Source organism: Agrococcus sp. SL85, from assembly GCF_026625845.1.
Classification (GTDB): domain Bacteria; phylum Actinomycetota; class Actinomycetes; order Actinomycetales; family Microbacteriaceae; genus Agrococcus.
The window spans coordinates 1,584,986-1,600,383 of sequence record NZ_CP113066.1 but is presented as its reverse complement, the minus strand read 5'-3'; the positions used below and the strand labels follow the sequence as shown (position 1 = coordinate 1,600,383).

The 15,398-nt window shown below is 74.7% G+C and carries 14 protein-coding genes; 3 read left to right on the top strand and 11 right to left on the bottom strand.

Annotated features, from left to right (window positions below):
- Positions 1–16: 16 nt before the first annotated feature.
- The 4 genes from OVA14_RS07905 to OVA14_RS07890 form a co-directional block, all read right to left on the bottom strand.
- Positions 17–793 (bottom strand): SDR family oxidoreductase, encoded by a 777-nt coding sequence (locus OVA14_RS07905; RefSeq protein ID WP_267503380.1) that lies wholly within the window; start codon positions 791–793, stop codon positions 17–19.
- Positions 793–1,845, bottom strand: a complete 1,053-nt coding sequence (locus OVA14_RS07900; protein WP_267503379.1) for a D-2-hydroxyacid dehydrogenase — start codon at positions 1,843–1,845, stop codon at positions 793–795. Before OVA14_RS07900 ends, OVA14_RS07905 begins: the two co-directional genes overlap by 1 nt.
- 101 nt (positions 1,846–1,946) lie before the next feature.
- On the bottom strand, positions 1,947–2,903 hold the full coding sequence (locus OVA14_RS07895; protein WP_267503378.1) for a TIGR03557 family F420-dependent LLM class oxidoreductase: 957 nt from the start codon (positions 2,901–2,903) through the stop codon (positions 1,947–1,949).
- Between the two features lie 58 nt (positions 2,904–2,961).
- Entirely contained in the window at positions 2,962–3,846 is an 885-nt protein-coding gene (locus OVA14_RS07890) for an SMP-30/gluconolactonase/LRE family protein (RefSeq protein ID WP_267503377.1), read from the bottom strand.
- A 101-nt stretch (positions 3,847–3,947) separates the two neighbouring features.
- On the opposite strand from OVA14_RS07890, the gene gndA reads away from it, so the two are divergent.
- Positions 3,948–5,390 carry an NADP-dependent phosphogluconate dehydrogenase gene (gene gndA, locus OVA14_RS07885; RefSeq protein WP_267503376.1) on the top strand — a complete coding sequence of 481 codons (1,443 nt, stop codon included), beginning with the start codon at positions 3,948–3,950 and terminating at the stop codon, positions 5,388–5,390.
- A 70-nt stretch (positions 5,391–5,460) separates the two neighbouring features.
- Here the strand turns inward: gndA and OVA14_RS07880 are convergent, their stop codons facing one another.
- Both OVA14_RS07880 and ald read right to left on the bottom strand, forming a co-directional pair.
- Positions 5,461–5,901: a hypothetical protein gene (locus tag OVA14_RS07880; protein WP_267503375.1), complete on the bottom strand. Its 441-nt coding sequence runs from the start codon at positions 5,899–5,901 to the stop codon at positions 5,461–5,463.
- 175 nt (positions 5,902–6,076) lie between these two features.
- Positions 6,077–7,177 carry an alanine dehydrogenase gene (gene ald, locus OVA14_RS07875; RefSeq protein WP_267503374.1) on the bottom strand — a complete coding sequence of 367 codons (1,101 nt, stop codon included), beginning with the start codon at positions 7,175–7,177 and terminating at the stop codon, positions 6,077–6,079.
- A gap of 109 nt (positions 7,178–7,286) precedes the next feature.
- Here ald and OVA14_RS07870 point away from each other — a divergent pair, with 109 nt between their 5' ends.
- The gene (locus OVA14_RS07870) at positions 7,287–7,793 is read left to right on the top strand and encodes an Lrp/AsnC family transcriptional regulator (RefSeq protein WP_267503373.1); all 507 of its coding nucleotides are present in this window, start codon (positions 7,287–7,289) and stop codon (positions 7,791–7,793) included.
- Here OVA14_RS07870 and OVA14_RS07865 read toward each other — a convergent pair.
- The 3 genes from OVA14_RS07865 to OVA14_RS07855 all read right to left on the bottom strand — a co-directional run bounded on the left by OVA14_RS07865 (position 7,790) and on the right by OVA14_RS07855 (position 11,283).
- Positions 7,790–8,884 carry a mechanosensitive ion channel family protein gene (locus OVA14_RS07865; protein ID WP_267503372.1) on the bottom strand — a complete coding sequence of 365 codons (1,095 nt, stop codon included), beginning with the start codon at positions 8,882–8,884 and terminating at the stop codon, positions 7,790–7,792. The two genes, OVA14_RS07870 and OVA14_RS07865, sit on opposite strands and share 4 nt — an antisense overlap.
- A 93-nt stretch (positions 8,885–8,977) precedes the next feature.
- Positions 8,978–9,658 (bottom strand): response regulator, encoded by a 681-nt coding sequence (locus OVA14_RS07860; RefSeq protein WP_267503371.1) that lies wholly within the window; start codon positions 9,656–9,658, stop codon positions 8,978–8,980.
- Entirely contained in the window at positions 9,655–11,283 is a 1,629-nt protein-coding gene (locus OVA14_RS07855) for a sensor histidine kinase (protein WP_267503370.1), read from the bottom strand. Before OVA14_RS07855 ends, OVA14_RS07860 begins: the two co-directional genes overlap by 4 nt.
- A 126-nt stretch (positions 11,284–11,409) precedes the next feature.
- Between OVA14_RS07855 and OVA14_RS07850 the strand changes: the two genes are divergently transcribed.
- Positions 11,410–12,795 (top strand): cation:dicarboxylate symporter family transporter, encoded by a 1,386-nt coding sequence (locus OVA14_RS07850; RefSeq protein ID WP_267503369.1) that lies wholly within the window; start codon positions 11,410–11,412, stop codon positions 12,793–12,795.
- Between the two features lie 140 nt (positions 12,796–12,935).
- On the opposite strand, the gene OVA14_RS07845 is transcribed toward OVA14_RS07850, so the two are convergent.
- Positions 12,936–14,210, bottom strand: coding sequence for an APC family permease (locus OVA14_RS07845; RefSeq protein ID WP_267503368.1), 1,275 nt, complete (start codon positions 14,208–14,210; stop codon positions 12,936–12,938).
- A gap of 45 nt (positions 14,211–14,255) precedes the next feature.
- Entirely contained in the window at positions 14,256–15,359 is a 1,104-nt protein-coding gene (locus OVA14_RS07840) for a methyltransferase domain-containing protein (RefSeq protein WP_267505530.1), read from the bottom strand.
- Between the last annotated feature and the right edge of the window lie 39 nt (positions 15,360–15,398).

Genomic DNA, 15,398 nt, shown 5'->3' with positions numbered 1-15,398 from the left:
TGGGCGCGCGGCGGGGTCAGACGACCGCGGTCATGCCGCCGTCGACGTAGAGGGTCTGGCCGTTGACGAACGCCGACGCGTCCGACGAGAGGAAGACGAGCGCGCCGACGAGGTCGCGCACGTCGCCCCAGCGGCCCGCGGGCGTGCGTCCGCGGACCCACGCCGAGAACTGCTCGTCGGCGACGAGCGGCGCCGTGAGCTCGGTGGCGAAGTATCCCGGCGCGATCGCGTTGGCCGTGATGCCGTGCGGCGCCAGGTCGGCGCAGAGGCCCTTGGTGAGCATGACGATCGCCCCCTTCGTCGCCGAGTAGGGGGCGATGGAGGGACGCGCGAGCTGCGACTGCACCGAGCCGATCGAGACGATCCGGCCCGTGCCGCGCGCGATCATGCCGCGCGCGACGCGGCGCGAGAGCAGGAAGGCGCTCGTGAGGTTCGTGGCGACGAGGTCGTGCCAGTCGTCGTCGGCGAACTCCGCGATGGGCGCGCGGCGCTGGATGCCGGCGTTGTTCACGAGGACGTCAGGGGTTCCCAGCCGCCCCTCGAGCTCGGCGATCCCGGCGTCGACCGCCGCGGCGTCCGTCACGTCGAACGTGATGGCGTGCGCCTGGACGCCGGTCGACGCGCTGATCCCGTCGGCGGCGCGCTGCGCCTTCGCGGCGTCGCGGCCGTGCACGACGACGGTCGCGCCGGCCTCGGCGAGGCCCTGCGCGAGCGCGCGGCCGATGCCCTGGCTCGAGCCCGTGACGAGCGCGACGCGGCCTGCGAGGTCGAAGAGGGCGGAGCCCGCGCCCATCAGTAGAACTCCTTCGTCGACATGACGTTCTCGAGCGGCTCGCCGTCGAGCAGGCGCGTCGCGTTCGCGGCGAACAGCTCGGCGATGCGGCGCGGCTCCTGGCGCGAGAGCGCCGCGGTGTGCGGGCTGATGAGGACGCTCGGGTGCTCCCACAGGCGCGACGCCTGGGGCAGCGGCTCGACGGCGGTGACGTCGAGCGCCGCGAAGCCGACGCGGCCGGCGTCGAGCGCCTCGAGCAGGGCGTCCTCGTCGACGACGGTGCCGCGGCCCACGTTCACGAGGATCGTGCCCTGCTGCACGGCGCCGAGCACCTCGGCGCCCACGAGGCCCTCGGTGCGCGCGGTGCCGGGGAGCGTGACGACGATCGCGTCGACCTGCGCGGCGGCGGCCGCGAGCTCGCCGATCGGCACGAGCCGGTGCACGTGGTCGACAGGCTCGCCGCTGCGCGTCGTGCCCCACACCGTGGCGCCGAGGGCGTCGAGGCGCTCGGCGACGACCTTCCCGATGCCGCCGAGGCCGACGACGAGCACGGTCATCTCGCTCACGTGGCGCATGATGCGGCGGCCGTCGCCCCATCGTCGCGCGGCCTGGTCGGCCTCGAGCTCCCGGAGGCCCTTCGCTCCCGCGAGCACCCCGAGGAGCGCCCACTCGGCGAGGGTGGAGGCGTGCATGCCCGCGCTCGTCGTGACGACGACGCGCTCGAGCTCGGCCTGGGCGAGCTCGGCCTGCTTCACCTGGCCGCCGCCGCCCGCCGCGGTCGTGTGCACCCAGCGGAGGCGCTCGCTGCCGCGCACGGCGCGGGCGAGCGCGGCGGGGCTGACGTCAGGGATCCCGAAGATCGCGTCGGCCCGGGCGAGCATCGCGTCGAAGGCATCCTGCTGCGCGGGGCTCCTGCGGAAGCCGGGATCGCCCTCCCAGTCGCCGTCCCACCGCCACGGCGCGGTGAGCGCGGGATCGCGCAGCAGCTCGACGCGGGGCTCCAGCTCGCGGATGCGGTCGGCGGACGCGTCGTCGATGCTCACGGCGACGGCGACCTGCAGGCTCTCTGGCATGGGTGCACTCCCTTGTCAGATACCAGGCTAGCCGCGGTCGCGTGCCCGCTGGGCGACGCGCCGCGCCGCTCGGGTCGGCGGGCGCGGCGCGCCTCGGCGCCTCAGGCGGCGCGCAGCCTCGGCAGCAGCTCGTCGCGGAAGAAGGCCATCGACGCGTCGGCGTCGGGCCCCGCGTCGATGAGCGCGAGGTGGTCGAAGCCCGCGTCGCGGAACTGCCCGAAGACCTCCAGGTGCCGCTCGACGTCAGGCCCGCAGGCGAAGGCGTCCGCCATCTGCTCGACCGTCACCGATGCGGTCGCCTGCTCGAAGGCGGCCGGATCCGGCAGCTCGGCGTTGACCTTCCAGCCGAGCGTGCCGAAGCGGAAGAGCCCGTGGGCCGACGCCGCGCCGGCCTGCGCGTCGGGCGCGAAGGCGGTGGGCACCTCGCACCAGCGGGGGCCGCTGCCGCCCGCCGCAGTCCACGCCTCGACGAGCGAGGCGTCCGGATCCGTCGAGAAGATGCCGTCGCCGAGCTCCGCGGCCAGCGTCGCGGCCTGCGGGCCGCCCGCGGCCACCACGATCTCGGGCAGCACCTCCGGCAGGTCGTAGACCCGCGCGTCCGAGAGCTGCAGGAACTCGCCGCGGTAGGAGTGCGTGCCCCCGGACCACAGGAGGCGGATGATCTCGAGCGCCTCCCGGAAGCGGCGGTGGCGGTCGCCGATCTCGGGCCACCCCTGCCCCACGATGCGCTCGCTGAGCCGCTCGCCCGAGCCCACGCCGAGCGTGAAGCGGCCGTCGGAGATGATCTGCAGCGTCGCGGCCGCCTGGGCGATGATCGCCGGGTGGTAGCGCACCGAGGGGCACGTGACGCCCGTGGCGATGCGCAGCGTCTCGGTCTTCGCCGCGATCGCCGCGAGGATCGCCCAGGCGAAGCCGGAGTGCGAGTGCTCGGGCAGCCAGGGGTGGAAGTGGTCGCTGATCTCGACGAAGTCGAAGCCCGCCCGCTCGGCCTCGACGGCGCGGCGGATCAGCTCCTTCGGTGCGGTGTCCTCGGCGAAGAGCTTGTATCCGATCTGCATGGCGGCGACGCTACGACCCGGGACTGGACGCCGGATGGGGGACGCCCGAGGGGTGCGCTCAGCAGGGCGCGGTACGCGTGCGGATGCGGTACACGCTCGTCGTCGCGGCGATCCACAGCCAGCCGTCGTCGCCGAAGCACAGGTTCGCGACCGTCTCGGGCACCGGCACGTGCGCGATGCGCTCCCCGTCGGGCGCGATGACGTGCACGCCGTCGGCGCTCGAGCACCAGATGCGCCCCTCCTCGTCGACCGCGATGCCGTCGGGCGTGCCCGCGTCCATCGCGAACAGCAGGCGGCCCTCGAGCCCGCGGGCGTCCGCGCCCTCGCCCTCGATCCGGTAGGCGCGGAGGCTGTTGGGCGCGGGCGTCTCGTCCTCCCCCGCCGACTCGGTCACGTACAGGGTGCCGAGGTCGGGGCTGAAGGCGATGCCGTTGGGCCGCGCCATGTCGGTGACGACGGCGCGGATGCCGTCGGCCTCGCTCCAGCGGAAGACGAAGCGGCCGCCGTACTCCTCCTCGCCCGGGTGCCCCTCCTCCGGCTTCTCGATGCCGTAGGGAGGATCGGTGAACCACACCGAGCCGTCGGGGTGCACGGCGACGTCGTTCGGCGAGTTCAGCCGGTGCTCGCCGAAGCGGTCGACGAGCACCACGACCTCGCCGTCGCGCTCGAGCTCGACCGCCCGACGCCCGTGCGAGCACTGCACGACGCCGCCGAGGCCGTGCGCGCGGCCGTTCGTGAACTCCACGCGCTCCCGGTGCACGCGCATGCTGCCGCGCTCGTCGACCGCGAGGATGCGGTCGCCGTGGATGTCGCTCCAGCGCAGCTCCCGCGCCTCGGGCATCCAGAGCGGCCCCTCGCTCCACCCCGCGCCCGTGGCCATGCGCTCGAGGCGGGCGTCGGGGGCGAGCAGCCCGTGCGGGTCGAGGACGCGATCGGCAGCCATGCCCCGATCGAACCATCCCCGTCCGCCCGGCGCCTGGGCCGGGCGGCCCGCATGCGCGACGGCATAGCCTGGAGGTGCTCACACCCAGGAGGACTCCCCGCATGCCTACCGCCAACATCGCCGTCGTCGGCCTCGCCGTCATGGGCTCGAACCTCGCCCGCAACCTCGCCTCCCGCGAGGGCAACACCGTCGCGGTCTACAACCGCACGACGCAGAAGACCGACGACCTCATCGCCGCCCACCCCGAGGCGGGGTTCGTGAAGGCGGCGACGATGCAGGAGCTCGCCGACAGCCTCCAGCAGCCGCGCACCGCGATCATCATGGTGAAGGCCGGCCGCCCCACCGACGCCGTCATCGACGAGCTCGTCTCGGTCTTCGAGCCCGGCGACATCATCGTCGACGGTGGCAACGCGCTCTTCACCGACACCATCCGCCGCGAGGCGAAGGTGCGCGAGACCGGCATCCACTTCGTGGGCTGCGGCATCTCCGGCGGCGAGGAGGGGGCGCTCAACGGCCCCTCGCTCATGCCCGGCGGCACGGCCGAGTCGTACGAGACGCTCGGCCCGATCCTCGAGCGCATCGCCGCGGTCGCCGAGGGCGAGCCCTGCGTGACGCACGTCGGCACCGACGGCGCCGGCCACTTCGTGAAGATGGTGCACAACGGCATCGAGTACGCCGACATGCAGCTCATCGCCGAGGCCTACGACCTCATCCGCCGCGGCACGGGCAAGTCGCCGGCCGAGATCGCCGACGTCTTCGAGCAGTGGAACACGGGCGAGCTCGAGTCGTACCTCATCGAGATCACCGCCGAGGTGCTGCGCCAGGTCGACGCCGAGACCGGGAAGCCCCTCGTCGACGTCATCCTCGACGCCGCGGGCGCGAAGGGCACGGGCGCCTGGACGGTGCAGACCGCGCTCGACCTCGGCGTCCCCGTCTCGGGCATCGCCGAGGCCGTCTTCGCCCGCTCGCTCTCGTCGAAGCTGGCGCAGCGCGCCGCCGCCTCCGACCTCCCCGGCCCCTCGGAGACGTGGACGGTCGAGGACCCGGAGGCGTTCGTCGAGGACGTCCGCAAGGCCCTCTTCGCCTCGAAGATCGTCGCCTACTCGCAGGGCTTCGACGAGATCGTCGCCGCCGCCGAGGAGCACGGCTGGGAGATCCAGAAGGGCGAGGTCGCCCGCATCTGGCGCGCCGGCTGCATCATCCGCGCCCGCTTCCTCAACGACATCACGAGCGCCTACGCCGAGGACCCGGAGCTGCCCGCGCTGCTGCTCGCGCCGTACTTCCGCGATGCGCTCGGCCAGACGCAGGAGGCGTGGCGCCGCGTCGTCGTCGCCGCCGCCCAGGCGGGCATCCCCGCCCCCGCGTTCTCGTCGAGCCTGTCGTACTACGACGGCCTCCGCGCCGAGCGCCTGCCTGCCGCGCTCGTGCAGGGCCAGCGCGACTTCTTCGGCGCGCACACGTACCGCCGCGTCGACAAGGAGGGCACCTTCCACACGCAGTGGTCGGGCGACCGCACCGAGGCCCCGGCCGTCGACACGCACTGAACCATCGGCGGCGCTGGCGCGCCGACGCCGCGAGGGCCGCTCCCCCAGCCGGGGAGCGGCCCTCGCGGCATCAGCGGGCGTAGCGGCCGCCTCTCGGCAGCGGCGCGAGCGCGGCCGCGACGCCGTGGGCGCGCCAGCGCTCCATGCGGCGCGCCAGGTCGCGCACGTCGACGTGGGTGCCGCTCAACCCGACGAACTGGATCCTGCGGCCGTCGCTGAGCGTCACCTCGAGGGAGTGCAAGGTTGGTGGACGCCGCTCCACGAGGCGCACGAGCATCGATCCGATGTCCGGCGTGCCGCCGTTCTCGAAGCGCACCACCGAGCGTCGGTCCAGCACGAGCTCGCCGAAGCGCCCGACGACGATCGCGTCGGTCTCGGAGACCAGCGCCCTGCAGCGGAGGCCCGTCACGACCGCGATGCCGCCCAGCAGCGCGAGCACCGCCAGCCCGAAGGCGAGGATCGCGAACGCGTCGATCGAGCGGGCGTCCAGGAGCGAGACGTCCTGGAGCACCAGGACGCTCGCCCAGCCGCCACGGCCAGCAGCGGCGGGCCGAGTGGATGATCCGGCTGGCGGCGCGCTGGGGCCGGATCCTCCGGAGGAATCGGGTGTCAGCGGGCACATGGCCACATATCGCAGCCATGCAGCCGCTCAGCGCCGATTCCTCCGGCGATGGTTCGGCTGCAGCTCAGACGGCGGCGAGCTCCAGGCCCATCGCCTCGGCGACGCCCGCGTTCGTGACGCGGCCCGCTCGCACGTTGACGCCCTTCGCGAGCGCCGGGTCTGCCGCGACCGCCGCGTCGACGCCGAGGTCGGCGAGGCGCAGCACGTAGGGCATCGTCGCGTTCGTGAGCGCGCGCGTCGAGGTCTCGGGGACGGCGCCGGGCATGTTCGCGACGCAGTAGTACAGCGCGTCGTGCACGCGGAAGGTGGGGGCGTCGTGCGTCGTCGGGCGCGAGCCCTCGAAGCAGCCGCCCTGGTCGATCGCGATGTCGACGAGCACGGCGCCCGGTCGCATCGCCGCCACCATCTCGTCGGTGACGAGCTTCGGGGCCGCCGCGCCCGGGATGAGCACCGAGCCGATCACGAGATCGGCGTCGGCGAGCTGCTCGGCGATCTCGAGCCGCGAGGAGTGGCGGGTCTGGATGGCGGTGCCGAAGGAGGCCTCGAGCTGGCGCAGGCGCGGGATCGAGAGGTCGACCACCGTGACGTCGGCGCCGAGGCCCACCGCGTTCCGCGCCGCGTGCTCGCCCGCGACGCCGCCGCCGAGCACGACGACCTTCGCGCGGCGCGTGCCGGGCACGCCGCCGAGCAGGGTGCCGCGGCCGCCCGCGGGCGCGAGGAGGTGGTAGGCGCCCATCGCGATCGAGAGGCGGCCGGCGACCTCGCTCATGGGGGCGAGCAGGGGCAGCGAGCGGTCGGCGAGCTGCACGGTCTCGTAGGCGATGCCCGTCGCGCCGGAGTCGAGGAGCGCGCGGGCGGTGTCCTGCGCGGCGGCGAGGTGCAGGTAGGTGAAGATCGTCTGCCCGTCGCGCATGCGGGGGAACTCGGCGGCGATGGGCTCCTTGACCTTGAGCAGCAGGTCGCCCTTCGCCCAGGCCTCGTCGGCGTCGGCGGCGATGCGCGCGCCGGCGGCGAGGTAGTCGTCGTCGGAGATGCGGGACCCGAGGCCCGCGCCCGCCTGCACCCAGACCTCGTGGCCGCGGTGCACGAGCGCGTCGACGCCCGCGGGCGTGATCGCGACGCGCGACTCCTGGGGCTTGATCTCGGTGGGGATGGCGATGCGCATGGGAGGCCTCTCGTCAGGTTGCATCGATCATGGGAGACGATCCGGCGGATCGCGAGAAGCGCCGAAGCATTCGACGTCGATCAGCGACTTTCGATGGAAAGATGCATGCATGAGCCCCTCGAGCCCCTCCGACCCGAAGCCGCCGCAGCCCGACGACTCCCTCGACCAGGTCGACCACGCGCTCCTCGGCATCCTGCGCGACGACGCGCGCACGACGAACCGGGAGCTCGCGCGCGCGGTCGGCATCGCCGAGTCGACCGCGCACGCGCGCGTGCGCCGGCTCGAGGAGCGCGGCGTCATCGCCGGCTACGAGGCCGTCGTGCGGCAGGCGCGGCTCGGCCGCGGCCTCCAGGCGCTCGTGCACGTGACGCTCCGCGCGGGCGCGCGCGCCACGATCCCCGACTTCGCCGAGAAGGTGCGGGCGCTGCCGGAGGTGAGCCAGCTCTTCTTCCTCGGCGGCGTCGACGACTTTATCGTGCACGTCGCCGTGCCCGACTCCACGGGCCTGCGCCGCTTCGTCGTCGACCACCTCTCGGCCGACGCGACCGTCGCCTCGACGCGCACGAGCATCGTCTTCGAGTACCGCCGGAACGTCTCGACGGCCTCCTTCGCCTAGGCCGCCTGCCGACCGGCCGACGCGCCCTCGCCCTCGCCCTCGCTCGCCGCGAACGGCTCGAAGCGCTGGCGCGGCAGCGCATCCGGGTGCCGCTGCCGCAGCCAGTCGACGAGCCGCTCCCGCACCGCGTGCTGCAGCCCCGCCATGTCGGCGCCGTCGGCGGTCGTGAGCAGCACGCGCACGCGCACGGCGCCGCCCACCGCGCCCGTCACCTGCAGCAGCCGCTCGCGGCCGTCCCACGCGGGCTCGTCCGCCAGGATGCGGTCGAGCTCCTCGCGCATGGCGTCCATCGGCACGCTCCAGTCGACGTCGAGCTCGACGGCGCCCATGAGCTGCGTCGTCGTGCGCGTCCAGCTCTCGAACGGCGTCGTCGTGAAGTAGGTGGAGGGCAGCACGAGCCGGCGGTCGTCCCAGATGCGCACGACGACGTAGGTGAGGGTGATCTCCTCGATGTGCCCCCACTCCCCCTCGACCACGACGACGTCGTCGACCCGGATGGCGTCGGAGACCACGAGCTGGATGCCTGCGAAGACGTTGCCGAGCAGCGACTGCGCCGCGAGGCCCGCGACGAGCGAGGCGAGGCCCGCGGAGGCCAGGAGGCTCGTGCCCGCGACGCGCGCGGCCTCGAAGGTGAACAGCGCCGCGCCGAAGGCGACGACGACCACGACGACCGTGAGGACGCGCCGCATGATCTCGACCTGCGTGTGCACCTTGCGCGCGCGGCGGCCCGCGTCGGCGGCCGCGAAGCGCGCGAGCACCGCGGCGCTCGCCACGCCGACGAGCCGCACGAGCAGCCACGCCCCCGCGGCGATGCCCGCGATCACGAGCACCTGGCCCAGCACGCGCCCGCCCTCGTCGCCGAGCGCTCCCTGGAGGCCGGTCGCGCCCGCGGCGACCGAGAGCCCGATGACGAAGGCCAGCGCCGCGACGGGCCAGCGCAGCGGCCGGCGCACCGCCGCGATGCGGGCGCGGGATCGGGATCGGGTCGCGGCGGCGGCGCCGGCGACGAGCATGGCGCTCGCGACGACCGCGACGACCGCGGCGATGCCGACGGACAGGCCCACGAGGGCGAGGACGTCGATCAGGGGCATGGGGCTCCTCTCGCTCGGGAGCCGGCCACGCTACCGCACGACGATGTCTGACAGCACGGCATCGGATGCGCGGCGGCGCCGGTCGACGCGGCCTCAGCCGCGCGAGTACTCGAGCTCCGGCCGCCCGCGCGCGCCGTAGCGGGGGCTCCGCTCCACGTCGCCCGTGGCGGCCAGGTGCTCGAGGTAGCGCCGCGCCGTGACGCGCGAGAGCCCGACCTCGGCAGCGACCTCCGCCGCCGATCTCGCCGTGCCGTCGGCGAGCAGCGCGGCGACGGCCTCGAGCGTGTCGGCCGAGAGCCCCTTCGCGAGCCCCGGCGCGTTCGTGGTGCGCAGCGCCGCGATCGCCTGGTCGACCTCCTGCTGCGTGAGCCGGCCTTCGCCGTCGACGCGGTCGCGGTAGTCGCGGTAGCGCTGCAGGCGCTCCGCGAGCGCCGAGAACGCGAAGGGCTTGATGAGGTACTGCACGACGCCGACGGCGATGGCGTCGCGCACCGTCTCGAGCCCGCGCTCGGCCGTGACGGCGATGACGTCGACGAGGTGCCCCTCGGCGCGCAGGCGCCGGCAGACGTCGAGCCCGTGGCCGTCGGGCAGCTGCATGTCGAGCAGCACGAGCTGCAGCGGCGCGCCCTTCGCGGCCGCCTCGCGCATCGCCAGCAGCGCCGCGGCGGCCGAGTGCGCGACCGCCGCCACCTCGAAGCCCTCGCAGCGCTGCACGTAGGCGACGTGCGCGGCTGCCGTGCCGCGCTCGTCCTCGACGATGAGCACCCGGATCACGCGGCGACCCCCGGCCGCGGCACCACGACGGTCGCGACCGCGCCGCCGTGCTCGGCGGCGCCGAGCTCGACCGTGCCGCCCAGCCGCTCCACCGTCTCGCGCACGATGCTGAGGCCGAAGCCGCGGCCGTGGGGCCCGGGCGGCTTCGTCGACCAGCCGGCGCCGAAGGCCGCGTCGCGCTGCGCCTCGGGGAGCCCGGCGCCGCTGTCGGTGACCTGGAGCACGATCTGGCCCTCCTCGTCCTCGTCGAGGTACACCTCGACCCACGCCGAGGCCTCGGTGCCCGAGCCGATCGCGGCGCCCGCGCGGTCGGCGGCCGCGTCGATCGCGTTGTCGACGAGGTTGCCGAGCATCGAGACGAAGTCGACCGGGTCGATGCCGTGCGTGCCGGGCTCCAGGTGCGTCTCGACGTGCATCTCGACGCCGCGCTCGTGCGCCTCGGCCGCCTTGCCCAGCAGCAGCGCCGCGATCACCGGCTCCTCGTCGTCGCCCACGACGCGGTCGGCGAGGCGCTGGCCGAGCGCCCGCCCGGCCGTGGCGACCTCGACCGCCCTCGCGCTCTCGCCCAGCTCGATGAGCGTCGCGACCGTGTGCATGCGGTTGCCGAACTCGTGCGTCTGCGCGCGCAGCGCCGACGCGAGCTGGCGCACGGCGTCGAGCTCGCCCGTCATCCGCTGCAGCTCGGTGCGGTCGCGGATCGTCAGGGTCGTGCGCCCCGAGCCCGCCTCGTGGCGCTCGACCACGAGCCAGCGGCCGCGCACGCGCACCTGTCCCTCGCCCTCGAGCACGCGCCGCACGCCGGGCGGCAGCGAGGCCTCCGGCACGATGGGCAGCGGCAGGTCGCCGAGCGCGAGCAGCGAGCGCGCGCGATCGTTCGCGAGCACGACGCTGCCCTGCTCGACGAGCACGAGGCCGTCGTCGACCGAGTGCAGCACGGCCTCGTGCGCGTCGAACAGCCGCGCGAGGTCCTCGGGCCGCCGCCCGCCGGTCGCGCGGTCGAGCCGCCGCGCGAGCACCCACGCGCCGAGCGCGGCGAGCACGAGCGCCGCGACGAGCAGCGCGCCCACGACGAGCAGCCGCTGCACGACCAGCGTGCCGACCCGCTCGACCGTGACGCCCGCGGCGACGAGCCCCACCACCTCGCCGTCGACCTCGATCGGCGTGACCGCCCGCACCGAGGGCCCGAGCGTGCCCTCGTAGACCTCCGTGAAGGTGCGCCCCTCGAGCGCGGGACCGCGCGAGCCGAGGAAGGCGCCGCCGATGCGGTCGGGATCGGGATGCGTGTAGCGCGTGCCATCGGGGTGCATGACGGTGATGAAGTCGAGCCGCGTCGCCTCGGTCACGCCCTGCACGTAGTCCTGCATCGCCTCCGAGGCCGCCCGGACCGCCCCGTCGCGGTCGCGCGGGTAGGCCTCGAAGGCCGCCGCGGCCGCCTCGCGCACCGTGGGCGTCGCGGCGATCGCCTGCGCGAGCTCGGAGCTCGTCGAGGCAGCCTCCCGGTCGAGCACCTGCTGGGCGTCGGCGGCCAGGAGCGCGAAGGCGCCCAGCCCTGCGAGCAGCAGCATCGTCGCGGTCTGCGCGAACACGCGCGTGGCGATGCTCGCGTCGCGCCACCACCGGAGCATCCGCCACCACCTCCCCGACCGGACCATGAACACTATGCACGAAAGCGGGCGCGCCCGACGCGGGGCGCCCATGCTGGCTCCCCGAGGGCGCCGCGCAGGGGCTGCGCCCATGAAGGAGCGAACAGCATGGCAACGACGCCCAGCACCGACGGATCGCGGCTCGGCCGCCTCCGTCGCATCGACAAGACGCACTGGCTCTACATCGCGGTGATCGTCGCGGTCGTCCTCGGCATCGCCGTGGGCCTCGCCGCTCCTGAGGTCGGCGAGTCGCTCGCCCCCGTCGGCAAGGGCTTCGTCGCCCTCATCAAGATGATGATCGCGCCCGTGATCTTCTGCACGATCGTCGTCGGCATCGGCTCGATCGCCAAGGCCGCGACGGTCGGCAAGGTCGGCGGCCTCGCGCTGATCTACTTCCTCGCGATGTCGACCTTCGCGCTCGCGATCGGCCTCGTCGTCGGCAACTTCGTCCACCCGGGCGAGGGGCTCAACATCGCCGACGCCACCTACGAGGCGACGGGCGAGGCCTCGACCACGACCGACTTCCTGCTCGGCATCATCCCCACGACGCTCTTCTCGCCGCTCACGGGCGAGTCGGTGCTGCAGACGCTCTTCGTCGCCCTGCTCGTCGGCTTCGCCGTGCAGGCGATGGGCGAGCGCGGCACGCCGATCCTGAACGTCGTCAAGCACCTGCAGGCGCTCGTCTTCCGCGTGCTGACGATGATCCTGTGGGTCGCCCCCATCGGCGCCTTCGGCGCGATCGCCGGCGTCGTCGGCTCGACCGGCTGGGGCGCGGTCGTCGCGCTCGCCACCCTGATGCTCGGCTTCTACCTCACCTGCATCGTCTTCATCGTGGTCGTGCTCGGCACGCTGCTGAAGCTCGTCACGGGCGTGAACATCTTCTCGCTCATGAAGTACCTCGGCCGCGAGTACCTGCTCATCGTCGGCACCTCCTCCTCCGAGTCGGCCCTCCCCCGCCTCATCGCCAAGATGGAGCACGCGGGCGTCTCGAAGCCGGTCGTCGGCATCACGGTGCCCACGGGCTACTCGTTCAACCTCGACGGCACGGCCATCTACCTGACGATGGCGTCGCTGTTCATCTCGACCGCCATGGGCATGCCGATGTCGATCCCGGAGCAGATCGGCCTGCTGGTCTTCATGATCATCGCCTCGAAGGGCGCCGCGGGCGTCACGGGCGCCGGCCTCGCGACCCTCGCGGGCGGCCTGCAGACCTACCGCCCCGACCTCGTCGACGGCGTGGGCGTCATCGTGGGCATCGACCGCTTCATGTCGGAGGCGCGCGCGCTCACGAACTTCACCGGCAACGCCGTGGCCACGCTCCTCATCGGCACCTGGACGAAGCAGATCGACATGGTGCAGGTGCGCGGCGTCCTCGCGGGCGAGCGCCCCTTCGACGAGCGCACGATGCTCGCCGACGACCACGGCGCGGCCCCCGCGACCGGCGAGGTCGCGACGGGCGGCGCGCACGAGTTCGAGGCGACCGAGCGGCGCTGACCGGATCCGCCGGTCCGCTGCCGACGGCCCGCGTCCCACTCGGGGCGCGGGCCGTCGGCGCGTCCGGCCCCAGCGGCGGCTCCGCGGCAGCGGCGACGGCTCCGCGGCAGCGGCGGCGGCTCCGCGGCAGCGGCGGCGGCTCAGCGGCGCAGCAAGGCCCGCGCGCCGAGCCCGAGCGCCAGCCAGAGCGCCGCGCCGACGACGCCGGGCCAGGGCAGCGTCGCGACGACGAGGGCGCACGCGGCCGCGCCCAGCCACGGGAGCCAGGCCGGCAGCCACATCCGGATGCCGCGGCGACGCATCCGGATCGCCGCGAGGTGCGCGATGCCGTAGTAGGCGAGCACGCAGGTGGACGAGAGCGCCACGAGGCCGCCGGCGGGCAGCACGAGGACGCCCACGATCGCGAGCGCGGCGACCGCGGCCTCCGCGACGACGGGCGTGCCGGTGCGGGCGGCGACGCGCGAGAGCGGCCTGGGCAGGTCGCGCTCGCGCGCCATCGCGAGGCTCGTGCGGCTGAGGCCGGCGAGGATGCCGAGCAGCGAGCCGAGGCACGCGAGCGCGCCGGCCAGGAGCACCGCCCGGTGGAGGGTCGGGTCGGCCACGAGGTCGGCCACCGGCGTCGCCGACAGCGCCAGCTGCGGGCCGAGCGCGTCGGAGACGGCCCAGGCCACGAGGGCGTAGAGCACGAGCACCACGGCGAGGCCCACGACGATCGCGACGGGGAGCGTGCGGCGCGGGTCGCGGGCCTCCTCGCCGAGCGTCGCCATGCGCGCGTAGCCGGCGAACGCGAAGAAGAGGATGCCCGCGGCCTGCAGCACGGCGAGCGGGCCGCCGGCCGCGGCGCCGACGAGCGGCGCGGGCGCCGCCGGCAGCACCCCGACGTCGCCCGCTGCGAGCGCTGCGGTCACGGCGCCGTGCGGTGCTCCCCCGGACGCCCACCACACGAGCGCCCCGACGACGACCGCGAGCACGACCGCGACGAGCGCCGCCGAGGTCCATGCGGTCACGCGCACGCCCGCCATGTTGATCGCGGCGAGCACGAGGACCGCCGCGATCGCGACGGGCACCGCGTGCTCGGGCCACAGGTGCCGGCCTGCGACCACGGCGATCGCGGCCGCCGAGGCCGTCTTGCCCGTGAGGAACATCCACCCCGCGGCGAAGCCGACGCGCTCCCCCGCCTCCGCCCGGCCGTACGCGTAGGCGCCGCCCGCGACCGGGTGCTCCATGGCGAGCTGCGCGGTGGAGAGGGCGTTCATGGTCGCGATGGCGCCGGCGAGCACGAGCGCGAGCGGCAGCCACGGCCCCGCGATCCCGGCGGCCGGGCCCCACACCGAGAACAGCCCCGCGCCGATCATCGCGCCGAGGCCGATGGCGATCGCGCCGGGCACGCCGATGCGGCGCTGGAGGGTCGTCACGCGGCCGACGCTAGCGGCGACGGGTGAACGGCGGGCGCACCGTGCTCAGCGCCGCTCGAGGTGCACGAGCACCTCGGCGTGGCCGGTGTGCGGGAACATGTCGAAGACGCGGCCGCGCACCGGCACGAGGCTCGGCATCGCCTGCAGGTCGCGCGCGAGCGTCACGGGGTTGCACGAGGAGTAGACGACGTGCCGGGCGGCGGAGGCCTCGAGCCGCGCCGCGAGCGGGCCGATGCCCCGGCGCGGCGGGTTCACGACGACGAGCTCCGGCGCGGCGCCCGTCTCGAGGTCGACCGCCGTCGCATCGCCCACCGAGAACGCGACGTCGAGCCCCAGCTCCGCGGCGCTCTCGTGGGCCGCGTCGATCGCCTCCGCCGCGACCTCCACCCCCGCCATGCGCCGGCCGGGCCGCGCCGCGTGCAGCGCGAAGCCGCCGACGCCGCAGTAGAGGTCGAGCGCGCTCGCGGGATCGACCTCGTCGATCCACGCGGTCGCCTGCCGGTAGAGGCCCGCGGCGACCGCGGTGTTCGTCTGGAAGAAGCTGCGCGGCTTCAGCCGCAGCGGCACGTCGTTCACGCGCATCCGGAGCGTGCCGCCGTGCAGCACGAGCTCCTCGTCGCCCTCGAGCACCGCCTTGTGCGCCGGCTGCAGGTTCACCGAGACGGAGGCGAGCGGCAGCGCCCCGAGCAGCGCGGCGAGGCGCTTGCGGATGCGCGCGATCGCCTCGCTCGAGCGCAGCACGAGGCGCAGCGCCAGCTCGCCGTCGGGCGAGGCGGTGAGCAGCAGGTGCTTGAGCTCGCCGCGGCGGCTCGGCACGTCGTAGGGCGTCAGGCGCGCCTCCCGCACGAGCGCCTCGAGCACCGGCATCGCGTCCTGGATCGGTCGCTCGTGGAGCGGGCATGCCTGCAGGTCGATGCCGGAGCCGTCGGCCGCGAGGATCCCGAGGGTGGGGGCGTCGACCGTGCCGGCCACCGCCATCTTCGCCTTGTTGCGGAAGCCCGCGACGGCGCTCGCGAACGGCGGCTCCCACGCGAGCGCCGACAGCATCCGCTCGACCGACGCCTGCTGCTCGGCGAGCTGGCGTGCGTACGGCGTCTCGAGCAGCGTGCAGGAGCGGCAGCGCCATGCGTCGAAGTACGCGCAGTCCAGGTCGCGCGCCCCGCCGGACGGCGCCCCGGCTGTCGACGA